This window comes from Pseudarthrobacter sulfonivorans (genome assembly GCF_024391045.1).
GTDB classification, from domain to species: Bacteria; Actinomycetota; Actinomycetes; order Actinomycetales; family Micrococcaceae; genus Arthrobacter; species Arthrobacter sulfonivorans_B.
The window spans coordinates 45,455-64,502 of sequence record NZ_JANFCZ010000001.1; the positions used below are offsets into that span (position 1 = coordinate 45,455).

Here is a 19,048-nt window from a genome sequence, read left to right on the forward strand (position 1 = left end):
CGCGCCGATACGCCGGGATGGCGAGAACGGCTGGGTGCAGGTGTTTGCAAGCCGCCAACTATGGGTAATCCTGTAGATATAGCCCGGGGCAACTAAAATCCGGCTGCCTGCAGAGGCGAACCCACCCGGGCCTGCCCCGGAGGCTGGAGGCACGGTGCTGCACAGGTCAGACCCGCCGCGGCAAGCCACAACTCCGTCCGCCCGCCGCGCGCCGCTGCTCACCACCTGCGTGCTGGCGCTCGCCGTCCTGACCGGCTGCGGCGGGGCGACCGAAACTGTTGCCACCGCCGTCGAGAATTCCGCCTCCGCCGTTGCCACGGCCCGCCTCGCCCTGTCGCAGGACATGGCCGGAAAACTCACCCGCGCCGCGACATCCACCACCCTGGACGACTCGCTGAAGGAATTCCAGACCAGCCGCAGCACCGTCCTGAAACTCTCCCCCTCCACAGCCGAAGACCGCGACGTCCAGCACCAGGCGCTGGAGGTCCTCGACGGGTGTGCTGCCGCGTTCACCACCGCCCGCGCCGCGGTTTCAGCGTCCGACGGCGGCGCCCCACCTTCCGGGGGTTCCCCCTCCTCGGGTGCTCCCTCGCTCGCCGACGGCGATCGGGCCCTCGCCGCCGCGGCGGACGCCCTGAAGAACCTTCAGCAAAAGGTGGGGGAGAAGTGAAACGGCTCCTCGGCGTCGCGCTCGGTGTCCTCACCGCCATTGGCGGGTTCGTGGACATCGGGGACCTGGTGACCAACGCCGTCGTCGGTTCCCGGTTCGGGACCTCGCTCGTCTGGGTGGTCCTGGTGGGTGTGGTGGGGATCTGCCTGTTCGCCAACATGTCAGGCCGGGTGGCCGCCGCGTCCGGGCGGGCCACGTTCGAGGTCATCCGTGAGCGGCTGGGGCCGCGGGCAGGCATGGCCAATCTGGCGGCGTCGTTCCTGATCAACCTCATGACCGTGACGGCGGAGATCGGCGGCATTGCCCTGGCCCTGCAGCTTGCCAGCAGTGTCTACTACCTGCTGTGGATTCCGGTGGCGGCGGTGGCCGTCTGGCTGGTGATCTGGCGGGTCAAGTTCTCCATCATGGAAAACGTCACCGGGCTCCTGGGCCTCACCCTGATCGTGTTCGCAGTGGCCCTGTTCCTGCTCAAACCGGACTGGGGTTCCCTGGCCGGGCAGGCGTTGGCCCCCGCCGTACCGGAGGCCGAGACCGCTCCGACCTACTGGTATTTCGCCATCGCCCTGTTCGGTGCCGCAATGACGCCCTACGAAGTCTTCTTCTTCTCCTCCGGCGCTGTGGAGGAAGGGTGGACCGTCAAGGACCTGGTCCAGTCCCGGATCAACGTCCTGGTGGGGTTCCCGCTCGGCGGTCTGCTGTCCCTCGCCATCGCCGGCTGCGCCGCGGTAGTGCTCCTGCCGGCCGGGATCGCCGTCACCTCCTTGTCCCAGGTGATCCTGCCGGTGGCGGAGGGCGCCGGCAAGATTGGCCTGGCGTTCGTCCTGGTGGGCGTGGTGGCGGCAACGTTCGGGGCCGCCCTGGAGACCACCCTGTCCAGCGGCTACACCCTGGCCCAGTTCTTCGGCTGGTCCTGGGGCAAATTCCGCAGCCCGGCCCAGGCCTCCCGGTTCCACCTGGCCATGATCATCTGCCTGCTGGTGGGGGCAGGAGTCCTGTTCACCGGCGTGGACCCCGTGCTGGTGACCGAATATTCGGTGGTGTTCTCTGCGATCGCGCTGCCGCTAACCTACCTGCCCATCCTCGTGGTGGCCAACGATCCCCAATACATGGGCGAGCACGTAAACGGACAAGTGGTCAACGTCCTGGGCATGGTCTACCTGGTGATCATCCTGGTGGCCTCCATCGCCGCCATTCCCCTCATGATCGTGACAGGAGCCGGAGCATGAGCACTTCATCCCAGCCGCTGGCGCCCGTCCCGAAAGTGGCCGGCCGCACCCTCGACGCGCAGCTGCACCTGATGGACCGCCAGGTCCTTGATCACGACGGCGTTCCGGTCACCACGGTGGACGACCTCGAACTCAGCGGTCCGGCCGTGGGCGAGGACATTCCGGCGGGCACGCCGGCGCCCGTCCTCACGGCGCTGCTGACCGGGCCGGTCCTGGGCACGCGCATCTTCGGCGGCAGGCCGCCGTCGTCCCGGCTGATCCGGATCCCTTGGAAAGATGTTGCCGACGTGGACGTGGTGCTGAAACTTGGCGTGAGCGGCGAACATCTCGACGCCGGCTGGGTGGAGCGGTGGATCCGGACGAAAATCATCGCCCGCATCCCAGGAGGCCGCCATGATCCTCGGTGACCTCCTGGGCACGCCGGTCCATGATTCCGACGGCGGCAGGCTGGGCCGCGTGGCCGACGCCCGCTTTGTGCTGGACGGGCCGCCGCAGCAACTGATGGCCGAACCGCGCCTCCTGGGCCTCGTGGTCAGCCCGCACAGTGTCTCCTCGTTCCTCGGCTACGAACGCACCGGCCTCACCCAGCCGTGGCCGCTGGCGCACATGCTCCGCTGGCGGCACCGCGGCTCGTTCCTGGTGATGTGGGAGGACATCGCCTCAGTTGGCGAACAGTCCGTCAGGCTGCGTCCCGGGTTTACCCGCTACAGCCCGGCGCTCGACGGCGGCGGCCAGGAGTAGCCTGCCCCGCGCAAGGGTTCCTCGTCGCTACCGTGCCTGCAGCCCCGGGACACCGTCCTGGATGGTGAAGGAGGCCTTCGTCGAAACGGCGGCGCCCGGCGTCGTGACGTAGTCCAGCGTGCGGAAGTCGGCGGTCATCGCGTCCTTCGTGATGCGCGTGTTCACGTAGCCGCGGTTGTCGTTGTAGAACTTCAGGTGCGGGTTCCAGGCCATGACGGGATCCGCGGTGGAGCCGTTGCCGTTGCCGGTGGAGGTGATGGACGTGCACACGAGCTCGGCGCCGACCACGGGGGAGGCGGGGTCCTTGTAATCGACCTTGACGTCGTTGGCCCAGTTGCGGTGCACGTCGCCGGTGAGGACGACGGCGTTGCGCACCTTCGCGTCCACCCAGCCCTGGGTGATGCGGCGGCGGGAGGCCGCGTAGCCGTCCCAGCCGTCCATGGAGACGTCGTCGATCTCGGGTGCGCCGTTGCGGTCGCGCTCGGCGAAGAACACCTGTTGGCCCAGGATGTCCCAGCGCTGGGTTGAGTTTTTGAAGCCCTCCAGCAGCCATCTCTCCTGCTCGGCGCCGGTGATGGTGCGGTCCTCGGCGAGACGCTCGGTGACGTTCTTCTTCCAGCCGTCGCCGGCGAGCTGGTCGTCGCGGTACTGGCGGGTGTCCATCATGTGGAAGTTGGCCAGCTGGCCCCACTGCAGCTTGCGGTAGATCTTCATGTCGGCACCGGCCGGCACGGTGGAGGGCCGCAGCGGCATGTTCTCGTAGTAGGCCTGGAATGCGGCGGCCCGGCGCTGCAGGAAGTGCTCGGTGGTGTCGTTCAGCTGCCCGGCGTCCTTGTTTTCCGGCACGTCGTCCGCCCAGTTATTGTCCACCTCGTGGTCATCCCACACCACCAGCCACGGCGCGACGGCGTGCGCGGCCTGCAGGTCGGCGTCGGCCTTGTACTGCGCATGCCGCTGCCGGTAGCTGGCCAGGCTCACAGTCTCCGGGCCCTCGTGGTCGCGCGGGTTGCCGCCGCCGATCACGTAGCTGTCCTTCTTGTACTCGTATAGGTAGTCGCCTAAGTGCAGCACCAGGTCCGGGTGGTCCTGCGCCAGCCGCTGGTACGCGGTGAAGTAGCCGTGCTCGTACTGCGCGCAGCTGGCAAACGCCATGGCCAGCGCCGCCGGCGTCTCGTGCGGCGCCGGGCTGGTGAGAGTGCGTCCCACCGGGCTGATGTGCTTGCCGGTGCGGAACCGGTAGAAGTATTCGCGGCCCGGGCGCAGCCCCTTGAGCTCCACGTGCACCGAGTGCGCGGTCTCGACCCGGGCGTGCTCGACGCCGCGGGCTACTACGGTGCGCATGCCCGCGTCCTCCGCCACTTCCCACTGCACCGCGACGTTGCGGGAGGGCATGCCGCCCAGGCCGTCCTCGGCCACGGGGTTTACCGCCAGGCGCGTCCAAATCACGAAGCCGTCCGGCCACGGCTCGCCGGAGGCGATCCCGAGCATAAACGGATCGGTGCGGAGACCGGCGTCGTCCGCGGTTGAAGCGAAGGCCGCACCCGGAAGCGCGGCGACGAGACCGGCTCCGAGGCCGGCGGAAAGGAGGGACCTGCGTGAAATGTTATCCATGCATCCGACCGTAGGAAGCGCGCCTAGACAGACCCTGAGGAGGATGTGAATGGGCGGTTAAATGCGTGACAAGATTTGTTGATGTGTTTCCGGCCCCAGGACCATGCGCTGCGCCCTCCGCCGAAAGGGTATCTTTGGCGAGGGGGGCCGTACCGGTCAAGTCCTACACCGGTGTCCGGGTTTGCCCGCGGCCAGGCCGAGCAGCAGCACGTCTCCGGTGTCCACGTCGACGATAGTGAGTCGTCACCACGACTGAGGAGAGTAACTGGTGAACAACGCCGGTGAATGGACTGCCACGCTCAAAGCATTCCACGAGAAACAACTGGACCGTCCCCGCCGTGTGTACCGGCTCGGCAAGACAAAGGTCATCTTTTCGGGTGGCCATGCCGCCTGCACTGTGGGTGCAGCAGTTGTGGCATCATGGCTGGACTTTCCTACCTTGGCGTTCTGGATTGCCATCGCCATCGGGTTTGTACTCGGAAAGTACCTCTTCCCGGTCCCTCGCAGCAGCGTGGCGAGCCGATATGGCTTCAGGCCGGTGGCCAGGAAATCTCCCGGCGAACTGGACTACATGACGCCGGAGGAGATCCGGGCCTACCAGTACAACGTCCAGTTCATCCAGAAGGGCGTTACCCCTTTGGCGCTGGGGACCGAGGAGGCCCTTGGCCGCCAATCGGAGGCGGTCAGGGCTGTTTCCCTGGCAGTGGGGGCTGACGCCGGGCTGCTGGCACACCTCTCATTGGCGGATGTCAACGAATATCGGAGGACCGCCGACCGTCACGATCTGCTGAAGCGGCGGTGGCTCACCTACGAGGTGGACCCCCGGATGCAGTTCGATTTCCCCGCAATGTCTGACGTCTCCTTGCCCAGCACCGCGACCATGATTCGGGCGATGCACGCCGCCGATCATGAGAGAACCACGGGTAATGCGGCCGGCTACAAGCAGGCTGTGGACAGGTTTTCGCAGAGCCTCGCAGAAGCGGAACGGGCGGCCGGCGTTCCGTAGGCGGAACGCGTCAGAACCTGGTTGTTGGCTGCTGGTTTGGGCCTTGCGTTCTGCAGGCGCCGGGTCCTAACTGGTGAAAGGTACTCGAGTCCTGCTGCCGGGCAGGAGAAAGTTCCTGCCGTACTGACGGGTTCCGGTAACCCGGGCCTGCCCGGCGGTTCCATCCAGCTATGAGGGAGGAAAGTTCGATGTTCGCCAGAATCAGCACCTACAAGACCAGCCCCGATACCGTCAGGGAGGCGCCAACGGACGACATCATCGCCAGGGTGCTTCAGCTTCCGGGGTGCAAGGGAATCTACTATCTAAAGGGCAAGGAAACCAACAAGGCCCTATCCATAACGCTGTGGGACGCCGAGGAAGCCCTGGTTGCCACCCGGCAGGACGCAACCAAGATCCGCGAGGAGACCAGCCAAGCGGACAAGACCCAAATCGTCTCCGTGGAGGAATTCGAAGTGACCGCCGAGAACCTCAAGCAGTGACCGCAGCCGCCAAGAAGTCTTCCGGCGAGAAGGTCTAGCGTTCGCTGCTGAGAAGGCCTTGGCCCGTTCGCTGCTGAGAAGGCCTTGGCCGCCGGGCAGCGGTCCTTCAAAAAGTTCTTGCGGGGGTCCATTTGCAGGCGGACAATGGCCTCACTGGCGGGGTTTCATCTCCTTCCCCGCCGTGGGCATCGAGGCCCCGCCGGGCGTCCTATTAGCTCAAGAGCCTCACCGTTCATAGGAGATGAAATGCCAAATCTAGTCCGCATGAGCCTGGATTCCCCGGAGGAAACCCGCCCCTTCGAAGGTGACAAGGGCCAGCTTCAGCTCGTCAACATGGAAAAGGGTGCCGTCGGCCGCGCTACCTTCCTGCCCGGCTGGCGCTGGTCCGAACACGTCAAGCCGATCGCGAAAACGGAGAGCTGCCAGGCAGCCCACATGGGGTACTTCGTTTCCGGCCGGATGAAGGTGGTCATGGACGACGGCGAAGAAATGGAATATGGACCCGGCGACTTCGCCACCATGGCCCCGGGCCATGACGCATGGGTTGTCGGAGACGATCCCTGCGTGGTGATCGACTGGCAGGGGTTCGCCGACTACGCCAAACGCTGAACGCCGCGGGGACTCCGGTCCGCCTCGGCAAAATGCGGTCGACGAGGCTGTAGTCGGGGCCCATTCGGCGTTTTGGTGCGCGGTCACGAAGGGACCGAGCAGTCAGTTTCAAAAATCCGCACCAGTCTGCGCGGAGCCGCGTGGGTTGCCCGCTCCGATGATCGCGGCGCGATACTTTTCTGGTAAAGTAATAAGTACTTAGCCAGTAAAGGACTTTCGGATGCCAGAGAGCCAGCCCGCCACACCGCCGGATTACGTGGACCGTGTGCGCCACCAGTGGGAGCAAATCTTTCCCGGCCTGGAGACAAGCTCGGCGGACATCGTGGCGCGGATCCACCGGATCGGCCAGATCATCCAGCTGCGCAGCGATGCCGTGCTGGCCGAAAACGGCATTACGCGGGCCGAGTTCGACATGCTCTCGCTGCTGGCACGCACAGGAAGGCCGATGGGCCCCACCGAACTGGCCGGCGAACTGCTCATCTCGGGCGCCGGTGCCACCAAACGCATCAGGAAGCTCCTCGATGCGGGTCTGGTCCAGCGGGACACCAACCCGCAGGACGGCCGGGGTGCCCTGGTCCGGATGACCCCCGAGGCACGCACCCGCCTCCGGCCCATCCTGGAATCCGTCCTGACGTTCGAGGCGGGCATGCTCGCCGCCCTTGATACCGCCGCGGCCGGCCACCTTGCCGGGGACCTGCGCAGCCTGCTGACTGCCCTCGAACCGGGGCCCGGCGCTTCCTGACGCCCGCCGGCCCGTCCCCATCCCAACCAGTGCCAGGAGGCGCAAGCCAACCCGTGAAGCAGTACGCCAAAGAGTTCTTTGTTGTTCCGTCCGGCCGGGGACACCGCATGCCCGCACTCCGGGTAGCACTCGGCATCGCCATTCCGCTGCTGGCACTGGTCCTGGCGGGCCATACCGATCTGACCATTTACGCGCTGTTCGGGGCGCTGACCGGCGTCTACGGCCGGGTGGAGGCGCACTGGCTGCGGCTCAAGCACCAAAGTTTCGCCGGCCTGATCATGTGCGCCAGCGTGATCGGCGGCGTGGCGGCCTCCATGGCGGGCCTGGCCGGGTGGAGCCTCGTGGCACTGAGCACGGTGATCGCCGGTGCCCTCTCACTGGCAGCCGATTTCCTGCGGCTCCGCCCGGCAGGCCCCTTCTTTTTCCTTTTTGCCTTCACCGCCAGCGCCTCCATCCCGTTCCGCCAACCACCCTGGGAGGCGGCCGCCGCAGTGGGCGCCAGCGTCGCCGTCGTACTTGTCCTGGGGTTTGCCGGACGGCTCCGGGCCCGCCGCCGGGACCCGGGCCGGATGCTCCACGAGCCGCCGCACCGGCCCTGGCCCAGGATGCTCGCACACGCCGGACGGTATGTGCTGGCAATTGGCGTGGCCGGATCCATTGCGACGCTGGCCGGCCTGGGCCACAGCTACTGGGCGATGGTGGCGGCGGCCGCCCCCATCGCCGCAGCCGACGCCGGCGGCGGACTGGTCCGGGCGGTGCACCGCATCCTGGGAACCTACGGCGGGGTGCTCCTGACGGCGTTGTTGCTGACCATGCAGTGGACGCCGCTGCAGCTGGCCGTCCTCCTCGCCGCCCTGCAGTTCGTCGGCGAGGTGTTTGTGATCCGCCACTACAGCATCGCGCTGGTGTGGATGACTCCAGTGGCGCTGATGATGACCGAATTCGTGGCACCGAAGCCCGCCGGGGTGCTGGTCTTCGACCGGGCCCTGGAAACCACCCTCGGGGCCGGGATCGCCTTCATCGTCATCCTGCTCACCACGCGGGGACTGCGCCGGGGTGTGCGCCAGACGGCTGCGGGGCGGCCGGCAGAACAGCTGGCCGCCCCGCCGTCGGGCGTTGTTCACCGAGGAGACGGGACCGGTTCCAGGTCTTCCGCATCATTGTCCGAGGCGGTTTCCGGGAACCCGGCGGCGGCCGCCCTATCTTTGCGGCGTCCCGCTTCGCGCTGCGAATAGAACCAGATGGGGATGTACAGCGACAGCACCAGGAAACCGAGCCAGGTTGAGGTCCAGCCGATTTCCTGGCTGTTCAGGTAGACCACACCGGTCAGGCACAGCGGCAGGTTGAACAGGCCGAAGATCATGGCGACATGCTTCCAGCCTTTGGGGGCCTTGAAGGGACGTTCCAGGCTGGCGAAGGCCGGGTGCTTCCTGGCTTTGACGTACGCGAACAGGCTGATGCCGTTGGCGCAGGTGTAGCCAATGGCCGCGGCCGCCAGAATTGCGGCGAGGGATCCCATGGAAATCAGGACCATGTTGAAGGCGGCCGTCACCAGCAAGGCTACGAACGGGGTGCCGTGGCGGTTCGTCCTGCCGAAGGCCTTGGGAAGATTGCCTTCGGTGGTCATGGAATGCAACGCCCGGGACGACCCCAGGTAGGCCGTCTGGATGATAAGGATCATGGCGGCGATCAGCATCACGATGGTGATGACCGAGCCGGCCTCGCCGAAGACGGCCCGGGCCACCGGGATCAGGGGCGACAGCGGCTCCGCCATCACACCGTCAACGCCCAGTACGCCGATCACCGACGTTTGAACCAGCACGTAGGACACCAAGCAGATGAGGCCGCAGGAAAACAGCGCCTTCGGGACATCTTTGGACGGGTTCTTGTACTCGGGCGCGTAGATGGCTGCCGTTTCCCAGCCGCAGGCACTCCACTGTGCGATCGCGAAAATACCAAAGAGAATCAGGACGTGGTGCATGTCCCAGGCCCAGTCCGCAGGCCACCAGTTGCCGGTGATGTTGGCCATGTCCACGTGTCCGGTGGCGAACGGTGCCACGGCCAGGACGATCAGCGGAATCAGGGAAACAGCGGCGAGGACGTAGCCCAGAATGGCGCCGTCTTTGAGGCCGAACCAGTTAACGACGAACAACCCGGCAAAGATTACGAGGCCTGAGATCAAGGACAGCTGGTACTCGGTAAAGGACTCGGCCAGGACTGGAAACAGCCCGTGAAGGTAGCCGCCCACCAGGATGGCGAAGATGGCCAGTACGGGATTCCAGGCAAACCAGTAGCTCCACGCGGAGAAGCCGCCGATCAGCTTTCCCTTGTCGTACTTGCCTTTGTAGTTCTCGGTGCGGAAGACGTGCTGGGCGAAACCCGGCAGGCCGGAGGCCTTCGGGAAAGTGGTGGCCATCTCAGCGTAGGCCGCGTTCTGCATGAAACCCTGCATCACCGACAACCCCCAGATCAGGATTGCTGCTGCAGCCATGTACATGGGCAGATAGCCCAGGGACGGCAGAATCAACAACGGCACACCCAGGGCTATGGCCAGCCCCTGCTTCCAGTTGATGGATCGCTCCAGGTGGCCAACGCCATCCGAATTACTTTTACTCATAACAGTCTCCTTAGGCGACAAATCGCCTGGTCTTGTCGGTGATTCATGAGATTTGCGGGTTGTAATTGGCCGCTCAGGCGCGGCATTCCCGCGCGGTAATAACCGCAATGAAAAGACAGATAAACCCGGGCATTTTGATGCACGCTGGATTGCCGGCATCTTGGGGGGATTTGAGGCTCGGCTAAACCCTGCAACCGCGATCGGCAGTTCCAGGTATTACGGACGGCGGAGCTGAAGTCCGGCGCGTGAATATCCGCAAATCGACCTCAAAGCGGAAAATAATTCCGGGGCCTGCGGATGTGAAATGAAGATCATGCCCGGGGAGCCCGGTCGCGCTGCGACGGAACGCAGGAGCGCCGGACGATTCACCGGGGTAGCGCCGGCACCCGGTCAGGTGCGGCGGGGGAGCGGTCGGTGCCTAGAGCTCGTAGTACCGGAAGGAATGCGACACTGCACCCTCGGGGTTGGGGCCGTAGACGGTGACCATTTTGGCGTAGACAGGTGCCCAGTACCGGCCAAGCTGCCCGGGATTGACGCGGGCCGAGTCGCCGGGCCTGAGGACAACGGTTTTACCCTCAGACTCGATGTAGAGCTCGCCCTCGACTACGAAGTTCGTTTCGCTGTGGGGGTGGAAATCCTCCCAGCCGCAGGCTTCCAATTCCCATTCCGAGAGGCGGAAGTCATCCCAGGGGCCGTCGGGATTCGCATTGATAAACCTGCAGCGCAGTCGCGGCCATTCGTCCTTCATGACCTTCATGGACGTTGCTGACCAAAAGTCGATGGATTTCCCCGTCGTCAGTGACGGGGCCTGGGTGGCTGTGGTCATAGTCTTTCACCGTTCTTCAGTTGAAACTGCTTGGGAACATTTCGGTGAATCCAAATATCAAGTGCATCAACGTGATCTGGATCACGGATTGAAATACTCTGACATTGACAAGCGTCCTAGTCAAGAGTCCAAGAGTAGGAAGATGGGTCGCTTGAGTGCCTGGCATCTGAGTGTCAGTTCTCAAAAAATAATCTCAGAAAAACATTCCTGAACGATTGACTTGCACGGTTGTTCGTGTGAAAGTCGGTGAACGAGCAAACGTGATTCATCTCACACCGCAGGACTCAAGGTGGAGTCCAGCCGGTCCCGTCGTGAATCAGGAATGTCGGATTTGCAGCTCTTCCTCCCGGAGCCATAACCCGGTTTCAGAGGCCTCACCCAATGCATCCCCTTACGCGTCAAAAGCGCAATTCCCCCTGGCCACTTATGCCCGCATGAACAGTCCCGCATGAACAGTTCTGACGAACTGTTCGCCCGATTCACAGGAGTCATCATGGAAACCACCCTCGTAGGAAACCTGAGCAAGGCCGGCGCCATCCACAAAGTCGAAAACGGCTTCTCCGGACTGCCGTCGATGAATGAGCCCGGAACGGACGCCGCGATCGGCGACTCCCTCCACAACCCCGAAGGCTCGGTCATGTGCGCCGGCTTCTTCGAGCTGAAGGCCTCCGAGCCGCTGGTGTACACCTACACCTACGACGAAATGAAGATTGTCATCAAGGGCGAGTTCATCCTCACGGACCAGACCACGGGTGAGGTCACGCACGCCAAGGAACGCGACGTGCTGTTCTTCCCCAAGGGCACCACGGTCAAGTTCGAAACCCCGGAATACGCCCTGGGATTCTTCACCGGCGACCGCACCTTCAACCCGTAAGGCCCATCCACGCAAACCTGACGCACGAACGCCGCGCAGCGGCGGCCCATCAACTTTGAAAGAGGAGAACATCATGGCACTTCGAGTCGGAATCATCGGTGCAGGCCCCAGCGGCATGGCGCAACTGCGGGCCTTCGAATCAGCACGTCAAAAAGGGGCCGAAATCCCCAGCATCATGTGCTTCGAAAAGCAGGACGAGTGGGGCGGCCAGTGGAACAACAGCTGGCGGATCGGCCTGGACGCCCACGGCGAGCCGGTCCACTCCAGCATGTACCGCCACCTCTGGTCCAACGGCCCCAAGGAATGCCTGGAGTTCTCGGACTACTCCTTTGACGAGCACTTTGGCCGTCCCATTTCGTCCTTCCCGCCCAGGGAGGTCCTCTTCGACTACATCAAGGGCCGCGTGGAGAAATCCGACGTCCGCAAATACGTCCGCTTCAACAGCGTTGCCCGGCATACCAGCTACAACGAGGCCACCCAGGAATTCACGCTGACAGTGGAGGACCTCAAAACCAACATCACTGAAACCCACGTGTTCGACAAGCTGGTGGTTGCCACCGGACACTTCTCCGTCCCGTCGGTTCCCGAGTTCAAGGGCATCAAGTCGTTCCCGGGCGAGGTCCTGCACGCCCACGATTTCCGCGGGGCCGAGCGGTTCTACGGCAAGAACCTGCTGATGATCGGCAGCAGCTACTCCGCGGAGGACATTGGCATGCAGTCCCACAAGATGGGCGCCGCATCCATCACCCTGAGCTACCGCACCACCCCCATGGCCTACGACTGGCCCTCGAACACGGTGGAGCGCCCGCTGGTCACCCACTTCAACGGCCCCACCGCACACTTCAGCGACGGCACCCAGGGCGACTTCGACGCCGTCGTGCTTTGCACCGGATACCAGCACAAGTATCCGTACCTGCCCAGCGAGCTGTCGCTGAAGTCGCCGAACGTGCTGTACCCGGGCAACCTGTACAAGGGAGTGGTCTGGCAGCAGAACACCAACCTGTTCTACCTCGGCGCCCAGGACCAGTACTACACCTTCAACATGTTTGACGCGCAGGCCTGGTTTGCCCGCGATGTGATGACCGGCGTGATTGAACTGCCGTCGCTGGCCGAGCGCGAGGCGGACATCCAGGCCTGGCTGGAGCGCCAGGCCGCGCTGTCCGATCACGACGCCGAAGCTGACTTCCAGACGGACTACCTGCGGGAGCTGATCGACGCCACGGATTACCCGCCCTTCGACCTGGACGCCGTGTGCCAGCTGTTCAAGGACTGGATGCACCACAAAGAAACCGACATCCTGGGCTACCGCGACATGCTCCACCGCTCCGTGGTCACCGGCACCATGGCCACCAAGCACCATACCCGCTGGCTCAACGCCATGGATGACTCCATGGACCGCTACCTGAACGGTCCGTCACAGGATGTGGACGCCGGCTCACCGGCCGCGGTGGACCGGATCCTGGCCGCGAGCTAATTCCGCGAGTCAGGCAAACCAGACCGTATCCCGGCTGCCGCCCACCGGCAGCCGGGATACGGTCCGCCCTTGCGGCAACCGTGCAGGATGAGGAGGGGTCCATGCGGATATCCGCGTCGGAACGAAAAGAACAGCTGATCGCGGCCACGGTGGAAATCATGCGCCGTGAGGGCATCCAGTCCGTGACCATGCGGGCGATTGCCAAGGAGGCCAACTCGCCCCTGGCCACGGCCCACTATTGCTTCAGCGACAAAGACGAACTCATGGACAGGGCGGCGGAGGCCTGGCTGAAGAACCTGAGCCGCTTCTCCAGCGATGTGCCGGTCCATCTGGGCCTGCGCAAGGCGGTGGAACAGGTGGCCGAAGGTTATTGGCGTGCACTGGACGAAGAACCGGCGAGCATACTTGCCGAAATTGAACTCATCCTGTGGGCAACCCGCAATGCCGGCGCCAGCCCGCTGGCGGCGAAGATTTACCCCGCCTACGAAGTGGAACTGGGAAACATCTTCTCTTCCGCCGCCAGCAACAACGGGGAGGAGTGCCGCATCAGCTTCCCGACGCTGGTGCGGCTCTTCCTGATGATTTACGACGGCGCCGCCCTCCAGTACATGACCGACCCGACGGCGGCCGGTCACGACGCCCGGTTCTTCATGATGGTGGATGCACTCCTTGGCAAGGCCGGGGTTTAAGACCCGGGCAGCCAGGGCCCGCACGTCCACGATCAGACCTCGGAGTACCGGAAGGAGTGCGATTCCAGGCCTTCGGGATTGGGCCCGTAAATGGTGACCATCCGCGCATAGACGGGTGCCCAGTACCGGCCGACGCCGCCCGGATTGACCCGCGCCGAATCGCCCGGCCGCAGGACAACCGTCTTCCCCTGGCTTTCGATGTGAAGCTCGCCCTCCAGCACGAAAGCAGTCTCACTGTGCGGGTGGAAATCCTCCCAGGAACAGGAGTTCAGGGTCCATTCCGACAGAATGAAGTCATCCCAGCTGCCTTCCGGATGGGAGTTGATGAACCGGCAGCGCAGCCGCCCGTAATCGCCGCCGAGGGCTTCCAGGGGCTTCGCTGCCCAGAAGTCAATGGCATTCCCCGTGGTCACCGGCGGGGACTGAATGGTGCCTGAATCATTCATGGCTTCAACCGTTTCAAGAGTCGGAATTCTTTTACAAGGCATGCCCGGTGAATATCAGTACATCAACGTAGTGACGCGGATCACCGTGCTGTGATCCAGATTACATGAACAGTCGTTCAAGTCAACTGTTCATCTCAAGAAATATTGCTCGGGACCGCCGGACGCGGCCGCTCACCCGCCATGGACCTCGTACTTCGCCTTGCCGCCCTGTTTGGCCCGGTACATGGCGGAGTCGGCCTGCCGCAGCAGCTCCGTGACATCCGCGGCGTCCGCAATGCGCGGCGCGACGCCCATGCTCAACGAGACGCGCAGAGACCTTTCGCCGATCACAAAAGGCTCGCTGAGTGACTGGTAGATCCTCTCGGCGACGGGCCCCGTCGCCGGAGTGCCGTCGTCGTGATCCACCACCACGACGGCGAACTCGTCGCCTCCCAGCCTTGCCACCAGGTCCTGCCTGCGGACGCTGGCCTGCAGGCGGTGCGCCAGCTGGACGAGCAGTGCGTCGCCGCCTGCGTGGCCGAGGGAATCGTTGACGTCCTTGAAGTCGTCGATGTCGATGAACAGGAGGCCCTCGTGGCGGGTCCGGAGGCCGGTGCCGGGTTCGAAGGCGGCCGCCAGCCGTTCGGCCAGCGCCGCGCGGTTGCCAAGCCCGGTAAGCTCATCGTGGGTGGCACGGTACGTCAGGGTGGTGTGGCTGTCCTGGAGGGCCGCAGCCATCCCGTTGAACGCCAGGGTCACGTCGCCCAGTTCATCGTGCCGGGCAACCGTCAGGCGGTGGCTGTAATCCCCGGCCTGCAGTTTGAGGACCCCCGTGCGCAGGGTGTCCAGGGGCCGCTTCAGGTCCATGGTCATCCGGCGGCGGAAGTACAGCGTGGCACCGATGACCCCCAGGAACAGCGCCACCCGGCCGCCCGCCAGGAGGTTCTCCATGTCATGGGTGTCCACGAGTCCGCGGTCCAGGGCCCGCAGCGACTCCTTCTGTATGGCCGCCAGCTGCGTCCGCACGTTGGAGCTTGCGGCAGCGAAAGCCGGGACACCGGCCATGTTGCCGCCGGTGCGGACGGGCGCTTCACCGGCCCACAATCCGGCCTTGTCCAGGGCGAGCTGCCAGTCCTTCCGGGCTTGGGCCAGGGCCTGGGGCCGGCCGCTGTCCGCAGCCTCAACCGCGGCAGCCTCTTCGAAGAGCAGTTCGATGGTTCGCTGTTCCGAGGCAAATGCCTGCGCGTTGACGGGCATGGCCGAAAGGACCTGATGGCCACGCTGCTCATGCGATTCGAGGGCTTCGGCCAACGCCGCGACGCCGGCGTACTCGGCCTGGAGCCGGCTGGCCGCGCCCTCCATCTGGTTCACCACAAACCGGACACCGACGATGGTCACCACGGCGCCCACCAGCAGGGCCAGCAGCATCAGCGTGAACGCCCGTGACCATTCGCGCCGGAGGCTGTACGAGCGCAGCGTGGCGGGGGCGGTATTCAATGGGCGTCCTCGGACCGGGGGATGTTATGCCCAAGGTACACGGCAGGGCCGGAGATCGGCGGCCGGCCGGCGTATGTTTCGCGGATCCTTCGTGGTGGTTGCGCGCGGAGCGGACCGCCGGACTTTAGTCCCTATGCCGGCGGGTGCCTGCGGCATAGCGTGGATGCGGGGTCCGAAAATGCGGGCCCCGCATCCAAGGGGACATCATGACCTGGCGCAGGCATTCGGCATTCTGTGTTCTCGGGGCGGGCGCCCTGTTGGCGCTCGCAGGTTGCTTTGGGCCGCCGGCGCCGGCCCCGACGCCCAGCTCCGCCGCCCCCACTGCGTCAGCCACCCAGTCCGCCGCGCCGAGCGCGACGGCGGGCCCGACCACGTCCGCCGGCGCGCCGGTGACCGCGTCCCCCACGGTGACCGAGCCCCCGTCGTCCGCCCCGGCCAGCCCGGCACCGACTGCGTCCCCTCCTGCGGGCCCGGCGCCGACGGCGGAGCCCACCTTTACGGGGTTCCCGGAGCAGGTGGCACCGCTGACGGTCTACTACGTCGCGGTGGGCGACAACGGGATGTCGGGGCCGAAGATCGGCTGCGGTGACAGCCTCGTCGCCACCACCACGGCCCCTGTGCGGTTCACGGACCAGGTAGGCCCCAGTGTCGGGGCGCTGCTCGCGAACAAGAGCCGCGAGGTCGGCATGTCCGGGCTCGTGAACGTCCTGTACCAGTCGAACCTCACCTACCTCGGCGGCGAGCTGAACGGCAGCACCATCAGCATCTGGCTCTCCGGGCAGTTCATGCTGGGCGGCGTGTGCGACATCCCGCGCGCGAAGGCCCAGCTGGAGTACACCGCCATGGCCGCATCCGCCGCCACCAGCGCCCAGGTGTTCGTCAACGGCCGCCCGATCGACGAAGTGCTGAGCCTCAAATAGTGGGCGCCGGGGCGCTCAGTCTCGTGCGGCATTCACGCTACTCACAGCCGGTGGACAGGTTTCTCGGAGGAGGCGAAAAAGGGGCTGCGGACCATTGCCCCGGTCAACCATTAAGGCATATAACCGTAGGGGCTGCCCCGGACGTTCCTGGCTGTTCCAAGCACTTCCAAGCACTGAGGATCTGACGCCCGGTTTCCGCGGTCCTGACCTTTTCGTGAAGGAGAAGCTATGCATCTTTTGCCGCGTGAGCAGGAAAAACTCATGATCGTTGTAGCTGCCGACCTCGCCCGTCGCCGGCAGGGCCGGGGCCTGAAGCTGAACTTCCCCGAGGCCGTGGCACTGATCAGTTACGAACTGATTGAAGGGGCCCGCGACGGCCGCACCGTGGCGGACCTGATGAGCTACGGAACCACGCTGCTCACCCGCGACGACGTCATGGAAGGCGTGCCCGAAATGATCCCGGACGTCCAGATCGAGGCAACGTTCCCCGACGGGACCAAGCTGGTCACCGTACACCATCCGATCCGATAGGAGCGCAGCCATGATTCCAGGAGAATACGTCCTCACGTCCGAACCACTGACCATCAACGCGGGCCGCGAGGCCATCGATGTCGAGGTGACCAACACGGGCGATCGCCCCGTCCAGGTGGGCTCGCACTACCACTTTGCGGAGGCCAACCAGGCGTTGTCCTTTGATCGGAAGGCGGCCTACGGGCGGCGTTTGGATATCCCCGCCGGGACGGCCGCGAGGTTCGAGCCGGGGGACAGCAAACACGTCAGGCTGATCGAACTGGCGGGCAGCCGCGAGGTCTACGGATTGAGCAACGCCGTGAACGGTCCACTCACCCAGGCCGAAGGAGCAGACAAATGAGCTTTGACATTTCCCGCAGGCAGTACGCGGACCTGTACGGCCCCACCACGGGCGATGCGATCCGCCTGGCCGACACTGAGCTGTTCCTTGAGATCGAGAAGGACCTGACCGTCTACGGCGAGGAAGTGGTGTTCGGCGGCGGCAAGGTAATCCGTGCCGGCATGGGCCAGAACGGGCAGGTGACCAGGGACGGTTCTGGTTCCGGCGACGGAGTGCCGGACACTGTGATCACCAACGCGATCATCGTCGACTACACCGGCATCTACAAGGCCGACGTCGCCCTCAAGGACGGTCACATCTTCAAGATCGGCAAGGCCGGCAACCCGCAGATCTCGGACGGGGTGGATATCGTCATCGGGGCCAGCACCGAAATCATCGCCGGCGAGCGGCGGATCCTCACCGCCGGCGGCATCGACACCCACATCCACTACATCTCCCCGGACCAGGTCCCCACCGCGCTGTGTAACGGGATCACCACCATGGTGGGCGGCGGCACGGGCCCGGCCGAAGGCAGCAAGGCCACCACCGTCACCCCGGGCAAGTGGCACATCCAGCGCCTGCTGCAGGCCGTGGAAGGGCTCCCCATCAACATCGGGGTGTTCGGGAAGGGCCACGCGTCCGCCACCGAGCCGCTGGCCGAACAGGTCCGCGCCGGCGCGGTGGGGCTCAAGGTCCACGAGGACTGGGGTGCCACCACCTCCTCCATTGACAACTCCCTGAAAGTGGCCGACGAGTACGACGTCCAGGTGGCCATCCACACCGACACCCTCAATGAGTGCGGCTTTGTGGAGGACACCATCCGCGCCATTGACGGCAGGGTGATCCACACCTTCCATACCGAAGGGGCCGGCGGCGGCCACGCGCCGGACATCATCAAGATCGCCGGCCTGCCCAATGTCCTGCCGGCATCCACCAACCCCACGCTGCCTTACACGCGCAATACCGTCGAGGAGCACCTGGACATGCTGATGGTGGCCCACCACCTCAGCCCGGCCATCCCGGAGGATGTCGCCTTCGCCGACTCCCGTATCCGCGCGGAGACCATCGCCGCGGAGGATGTCCTGCAGGACATGGGCATTTTCGCCATCACGTCCTCCGACTCCCAGGCCATGGGCCGCGTGGGCGAAATGGTGACCCGCACCTGGCAGTTGGCGGACAAGATGAAGCGGCAGCGCGGCGTACTGAAGGACCCGCGGGGGGAAAGCGCAGCCGGTGAGCACGGTGCACCGAACGGTGCGGGGGCGGAGAGCGATAACTTCCGGATCAAGCGCTACATCGCGAAGTACACCATCAACCCGGCCATCGCGCAGGGGATGGCGGACTCCATCGGCTCGGTGGAAGAGGGCAAGTTCGCGGACCTGGTGCTCTGGGACCCGGCGTTCTTCGGCGTCAAGCCCGGCATCGTGCTCAAGGGCGGCCAGGTTGCGTACGCGGTGATGGGCGATTCCAACGGCTCCATCCCCACGCCGCAGCCGCGCACCATGCGGCCCATGTTCGCGACCTTTGGCAAGGCGCTGCAGAAGTCCTCCATAACGTTCATGTCCAAGGCCGCGATCGAGGCCGGCGTGCCGGAAGAACTGGGGCTGGAGCGGGTCATCCGCCCGGTTTCGGGCATCCGCTCGCTGACCAAGGCGGACCTGAAGTACAACAATGCGACGCCGGACATCGAGGTGGACCCGGAGACGTACAAGGTGACGGTGGACGGCGAGGATGTCACCTGCGAGCCGTCCGACGAGCTATCCATGGCCCAGCGCTACTTCCTGTTCTAGGG

The 19,048-nt window shown here is 64.9% G+C and carries 21 protein-coding genes; 16 read left to right on the forward strand and 5 right to left on the reverse strand.

Features of this window, described 5'->3' with window-relative positions; all coding sequences use genetic code 11:
* Positions 1 to 154 precede the first annotated feature (154 nt).
* Genes NQJ30_RS00175 through NQJ30_RS00190 form a run of 4 tightly spaced genes read left to right on the forward strand, consistent with a single transcriptional unit; the run spans position 155 to position 2,637 of the window.
* Complete coding sequence (locus NQJ30_RS00175) at positions 155 to 670, forward strand: hypothetical protein (protein ID WP_255767651.1); 516 nt, start codon at positions 155 to 157, stop codon at positions 668 to 670.
* Positions 667 to 1,896, forward strand: a complete 1,230-nt coding sequence (locus NQJ30_RS00180) for an Nramp family divalent metal transporter (protein ID WP_255767654.1) — start codon at positions 667 to 669, stop codon at positions 1,894 to 1,896. Before NQJ30_RS00175 ends, NQJ30_RS00180 begins: the two co-directional genes overlap by 4 nt.
* Complete coding sequence (locus NQJ30_RS00185; RefSeq protein ID WP_255767655.1) at positions 1,893 to 2,303, forward strand: hypothetical protein; 411 nt, start codon at positions 1,893 to 1,895, stop codon at positions 2,301 to 2,303. Before NQJ30_RS00180 ends, NQJ30_RS00185 begins: the two co-directional genes overlap by 4 nt.
* Complete coding sequence (locus NQJ30_RS00190) at positions 2,290 to 2,637, forward strand: PRC-barrel domain-containing protein (RefSeq protein WP_255767656.1); 348 nt, start codon at positions 2,290 to 2,292, stop codon at positions 2,635 to 2,637. Before NQJ30_RS00185 ends, NQJ30_RS00190 begins: the two co-directional genes overlap by 14 nt.
* 27 nt (positions 2,638 to 2,664) lie before the next feature.
* On the opposite strand, the gene NQJ30_RS00195 is transcribed toward NQJ30_RS00190, so the two are convergent.
* Entirely contained in the window at positions 2,665 to 4,248 is a 1,584-nt protein-coding gene (locus tag NQJ30_RS00195) for an alkaline phosphatase D family protein (RefSeq protein ID WP_255767658.1), read from the reverse strand.
* 268 nt (positions 4,249 to 4,516) lie between these two features.
* Between NQJ30_RS00195 and NQJ30_RS00200 the strand changes: the two genes are divergently transcribed.
* The 5 genes from NQJ30_RS00200 to NQJ30_RS00220 all read left to right on the forward strand — a co-directional run bounded on the left by NQJ30_RS00200 (position 4,517) and on the right by NQJ30_RS00220 (position 8,319).
* The gene (locus NQJ30_RS00200) at positions 4,517 to 5,254 is read left to right on the forward strand and encodes a hypothetical protein (RefSeq protein WP_255767659.1); all 738 of its coding nucleotides are present in this window, start codon (positions 4,517 to 4,519) and stop codon (positions 5,252 to 5,254) included.
* Positions 5,255 to 5,442: 188 nt separating this feature from the next.
* Complete coding sequence (locus NQJ30_RS00205) at positions 5,443 to 5,733, forward strand: hypothetical protein (RefSeq protein WP_255767660.1); 291 nt, start codon at positions 5,443 to 5,445, stop codon at positions 5,731 to 5,733.
* A gap of 246 nt (positions 5,734 to 5,979) precedes the next feature.
* The gene (locus tag NQJ30_RS00210; RefSeq protein ID WP_255767661.1) at positions 5,980 to 6,342 is read left to right on the forward strand and encodes a cupin domain-containing protein; all 363 of its coding nucleotides are present in this window, start codon (positions 5,980 to 5,982) and stop codon (positions 6,340 to 6,342) included.
* A 220-nt stretch (positions 6,343 to 6,562) separates the two neighbouring features.
* Positions 6,563 to 7,084, forward strand: a complete 522-nt coding sequence (locus NQJ30_RS00215) for a MarR family winged helix-turn-helix transcriptional regulator (protein WP_255767664.1) — start codon at positions 6,563 to 6,565, stop codon at positions 7,082 to 7,084.
* Positions 7,085 to 7,191: 107 nt separating this feature from the next.
* Positions 7,192 to 8,319: an FUSC family protein gene (locus NQJ30_RS00220; protein ID WP_255767666.1), complete on the forward strand. Its 1,128-nt coding sequence runs from the start codon at positions 7,192 to 7,194 to the stop codon at positions 8,317 to 8,319.
* On the opposite strand, the gene NQJ30_RS00225 is transcribed toward NQJ30_RS00220, so the two are convergent.
* Entirely contained in the window at positions 8,205 to 9,701 is a 1,497-nt protein-coding gene (locus NQJ30_RS00225; RefSeq protein ID WP_255767672.1) for an APC family permease, read from the reverse strand. The two genes, NQJ30_RS00220 and NQJ30_RS00225, sit on opposite strands and share 115 nt — an antisense overlap.
* A 418-nt stretch (positions 9,702 to 10,119) precedes the next feature.
* On the reverse strand, positions 10,120 to 10,527 hold the full coding sequence (locus NQJ30_RS00230; RefSeq protein WP_255767673.1) for a cupin domain-containing protein: 408 nt from the start codon (positions 10,525 to 10,527) through the stop codon (positions 10,120 to 10,122).
* Positions 10,528 to 11,020: 493 nt separating this feature from the next.
* Here NQJ30_RS00230 and NQJ30_RS00235 point away from each other — a divergent pair, with 493 nt between their 5' ends.
* The 3 genes from NQJ30_RS00235 to NQJ30_RS00245 all read left to right on the forward strand — a co-directional run bounded on the left by NQJ30_RS00235 (position 11,021) and on the right by NQJ30_RS00245 (position 13,564).
* Complete coding sequence (locus NQJ30_RS00235) at positions 11,021 to 11,401, forward strand: cupin domain-containing protein (RefSeq protein ID WP_255767674.1); 381 nt, start codon at positions 11,021 to 11,023, stop codon at positions 11,399 to 11,401.
* A 73-nt stretch (positions 11,402 to 11,474) separates the two neighbouring features.
* Positions 11,475 to 12,875 carry an NAD(P)-binding domain-containing protein gene (locus NQJ30_RS00240; RefSeq protein ID WP_255767675.1) on the forward strand — a complete coding sequence of 467 codons (1,401 nt, stop codon included), beginning with the start codon at positions 11,475 to 11,477 and terminating at the stop codon, positions 12,873 to 12,875.
* Positions 12,876 to 12,976: 101 nt separating this feature from the next.
* On the forward strand, positions 12,977 to 13,564 hold the full coding sequence (locus NQJ30_RS00245) for a TetR/AcrR family transcriptional regulator (RefSeq protein ID WP_255767678.1): 588 nt from the start codon (positions 12,977 to 12,979) through the stop codon (positions 13,562 to 13,564).
* Positions 13,565 to 13,596: 32 nt separating this feature from the next.
* Here NQJ30_RS00245 and NQJ30_RS00250 read toward each other — a convergent pair whose 3' ends face one another.
* Positions 13,597 to 14,010 (reverse strand): cupin domain-containing protein, encoded by a 414-nt coding sequence (locus NQJ30_RS00250; protein WP_255767679.1) that lies wholly within the window; start codon positions 14,008 to 14,010, stop codon positions 13,597 to 13,599.
* Positions 14,011 to 14,181: 171 nt separating this feature from the next.
* A complete protein-coding gene (locus NQJ30_RS00255; protein ID WP_255767680.1) occupies positions 14,182 to 15,486 on the reverse strand; it encodes a GGDEF domain-containing protein in 1,305 nt (434 codons plus the stop codon).
* A gap of 206 nt (positions 15,487 to 15,692) precedes the next feature.
* Here NQJ30_RS00255 and NQJ30_RS00260 point away from each other — a divergent pair, with 206 nt between their 5' ends.
* The 4 genes from NQJ30_RS00260 to ureC all read left to right on the forward strand — a co-directional run bounded on the left by NQJ30_RS00260 (position 15,693) and on the right by ureC (position 19,046).
* The gene (locus tag NQJ30_RS00260; protein ID WP_255767682.1) at positions 15,693 to 16,406 is read left to right on the forward strand and encodes a hypothetical protein; all 714 of its coding nucleotides are present in this window, start codon (positions 15,693 to 15,695) and stop codon (positions 16,404 to 16,406) included.
* A 228-nt stretch (positions 16,407 to 16,634) separates the two neighbouring features.
* On the forward strand, positions 16,635 to 16,937 hold the full coding sequence (locus NQJ30_RS00265; RefSeq protein ID WP_255767684.1) for an urease subunit gamma: 303 nt from the start codon (positions 16,635 to 16,637) through the stop codon (positions 16,935 to 16,937).
* 10 nt (positions 16,938 to 16,947) lie between these two features.
* Positions 16,948 to 17,277, forward strand: a complete 330-nt coding sequence (locus NQJ30_RS00270) for an urease subunit beta (RefSeq protein WP_255767686.1) — start codon at positions 16,948 to 16,950, stop codon at positions 17,275 to 17,277.
* Positions 17,274 to 19,046, forward strand: a complete 1,773-nt coding sequence (gene ureC / locus NQJ30_RS00275; RefSeq protein WP_255767692.1) for an urease subunit alpha — start codon at positions 17,274 to 17,276, stop codon at positions 19,044 to 19,046. Before NQJ30_RS00270 ends, ureC begins: the two co-directional genes overlap by 4 nt.
* Positions 19,047 to 19,048 lie beyond the last annotated feature (2 nt).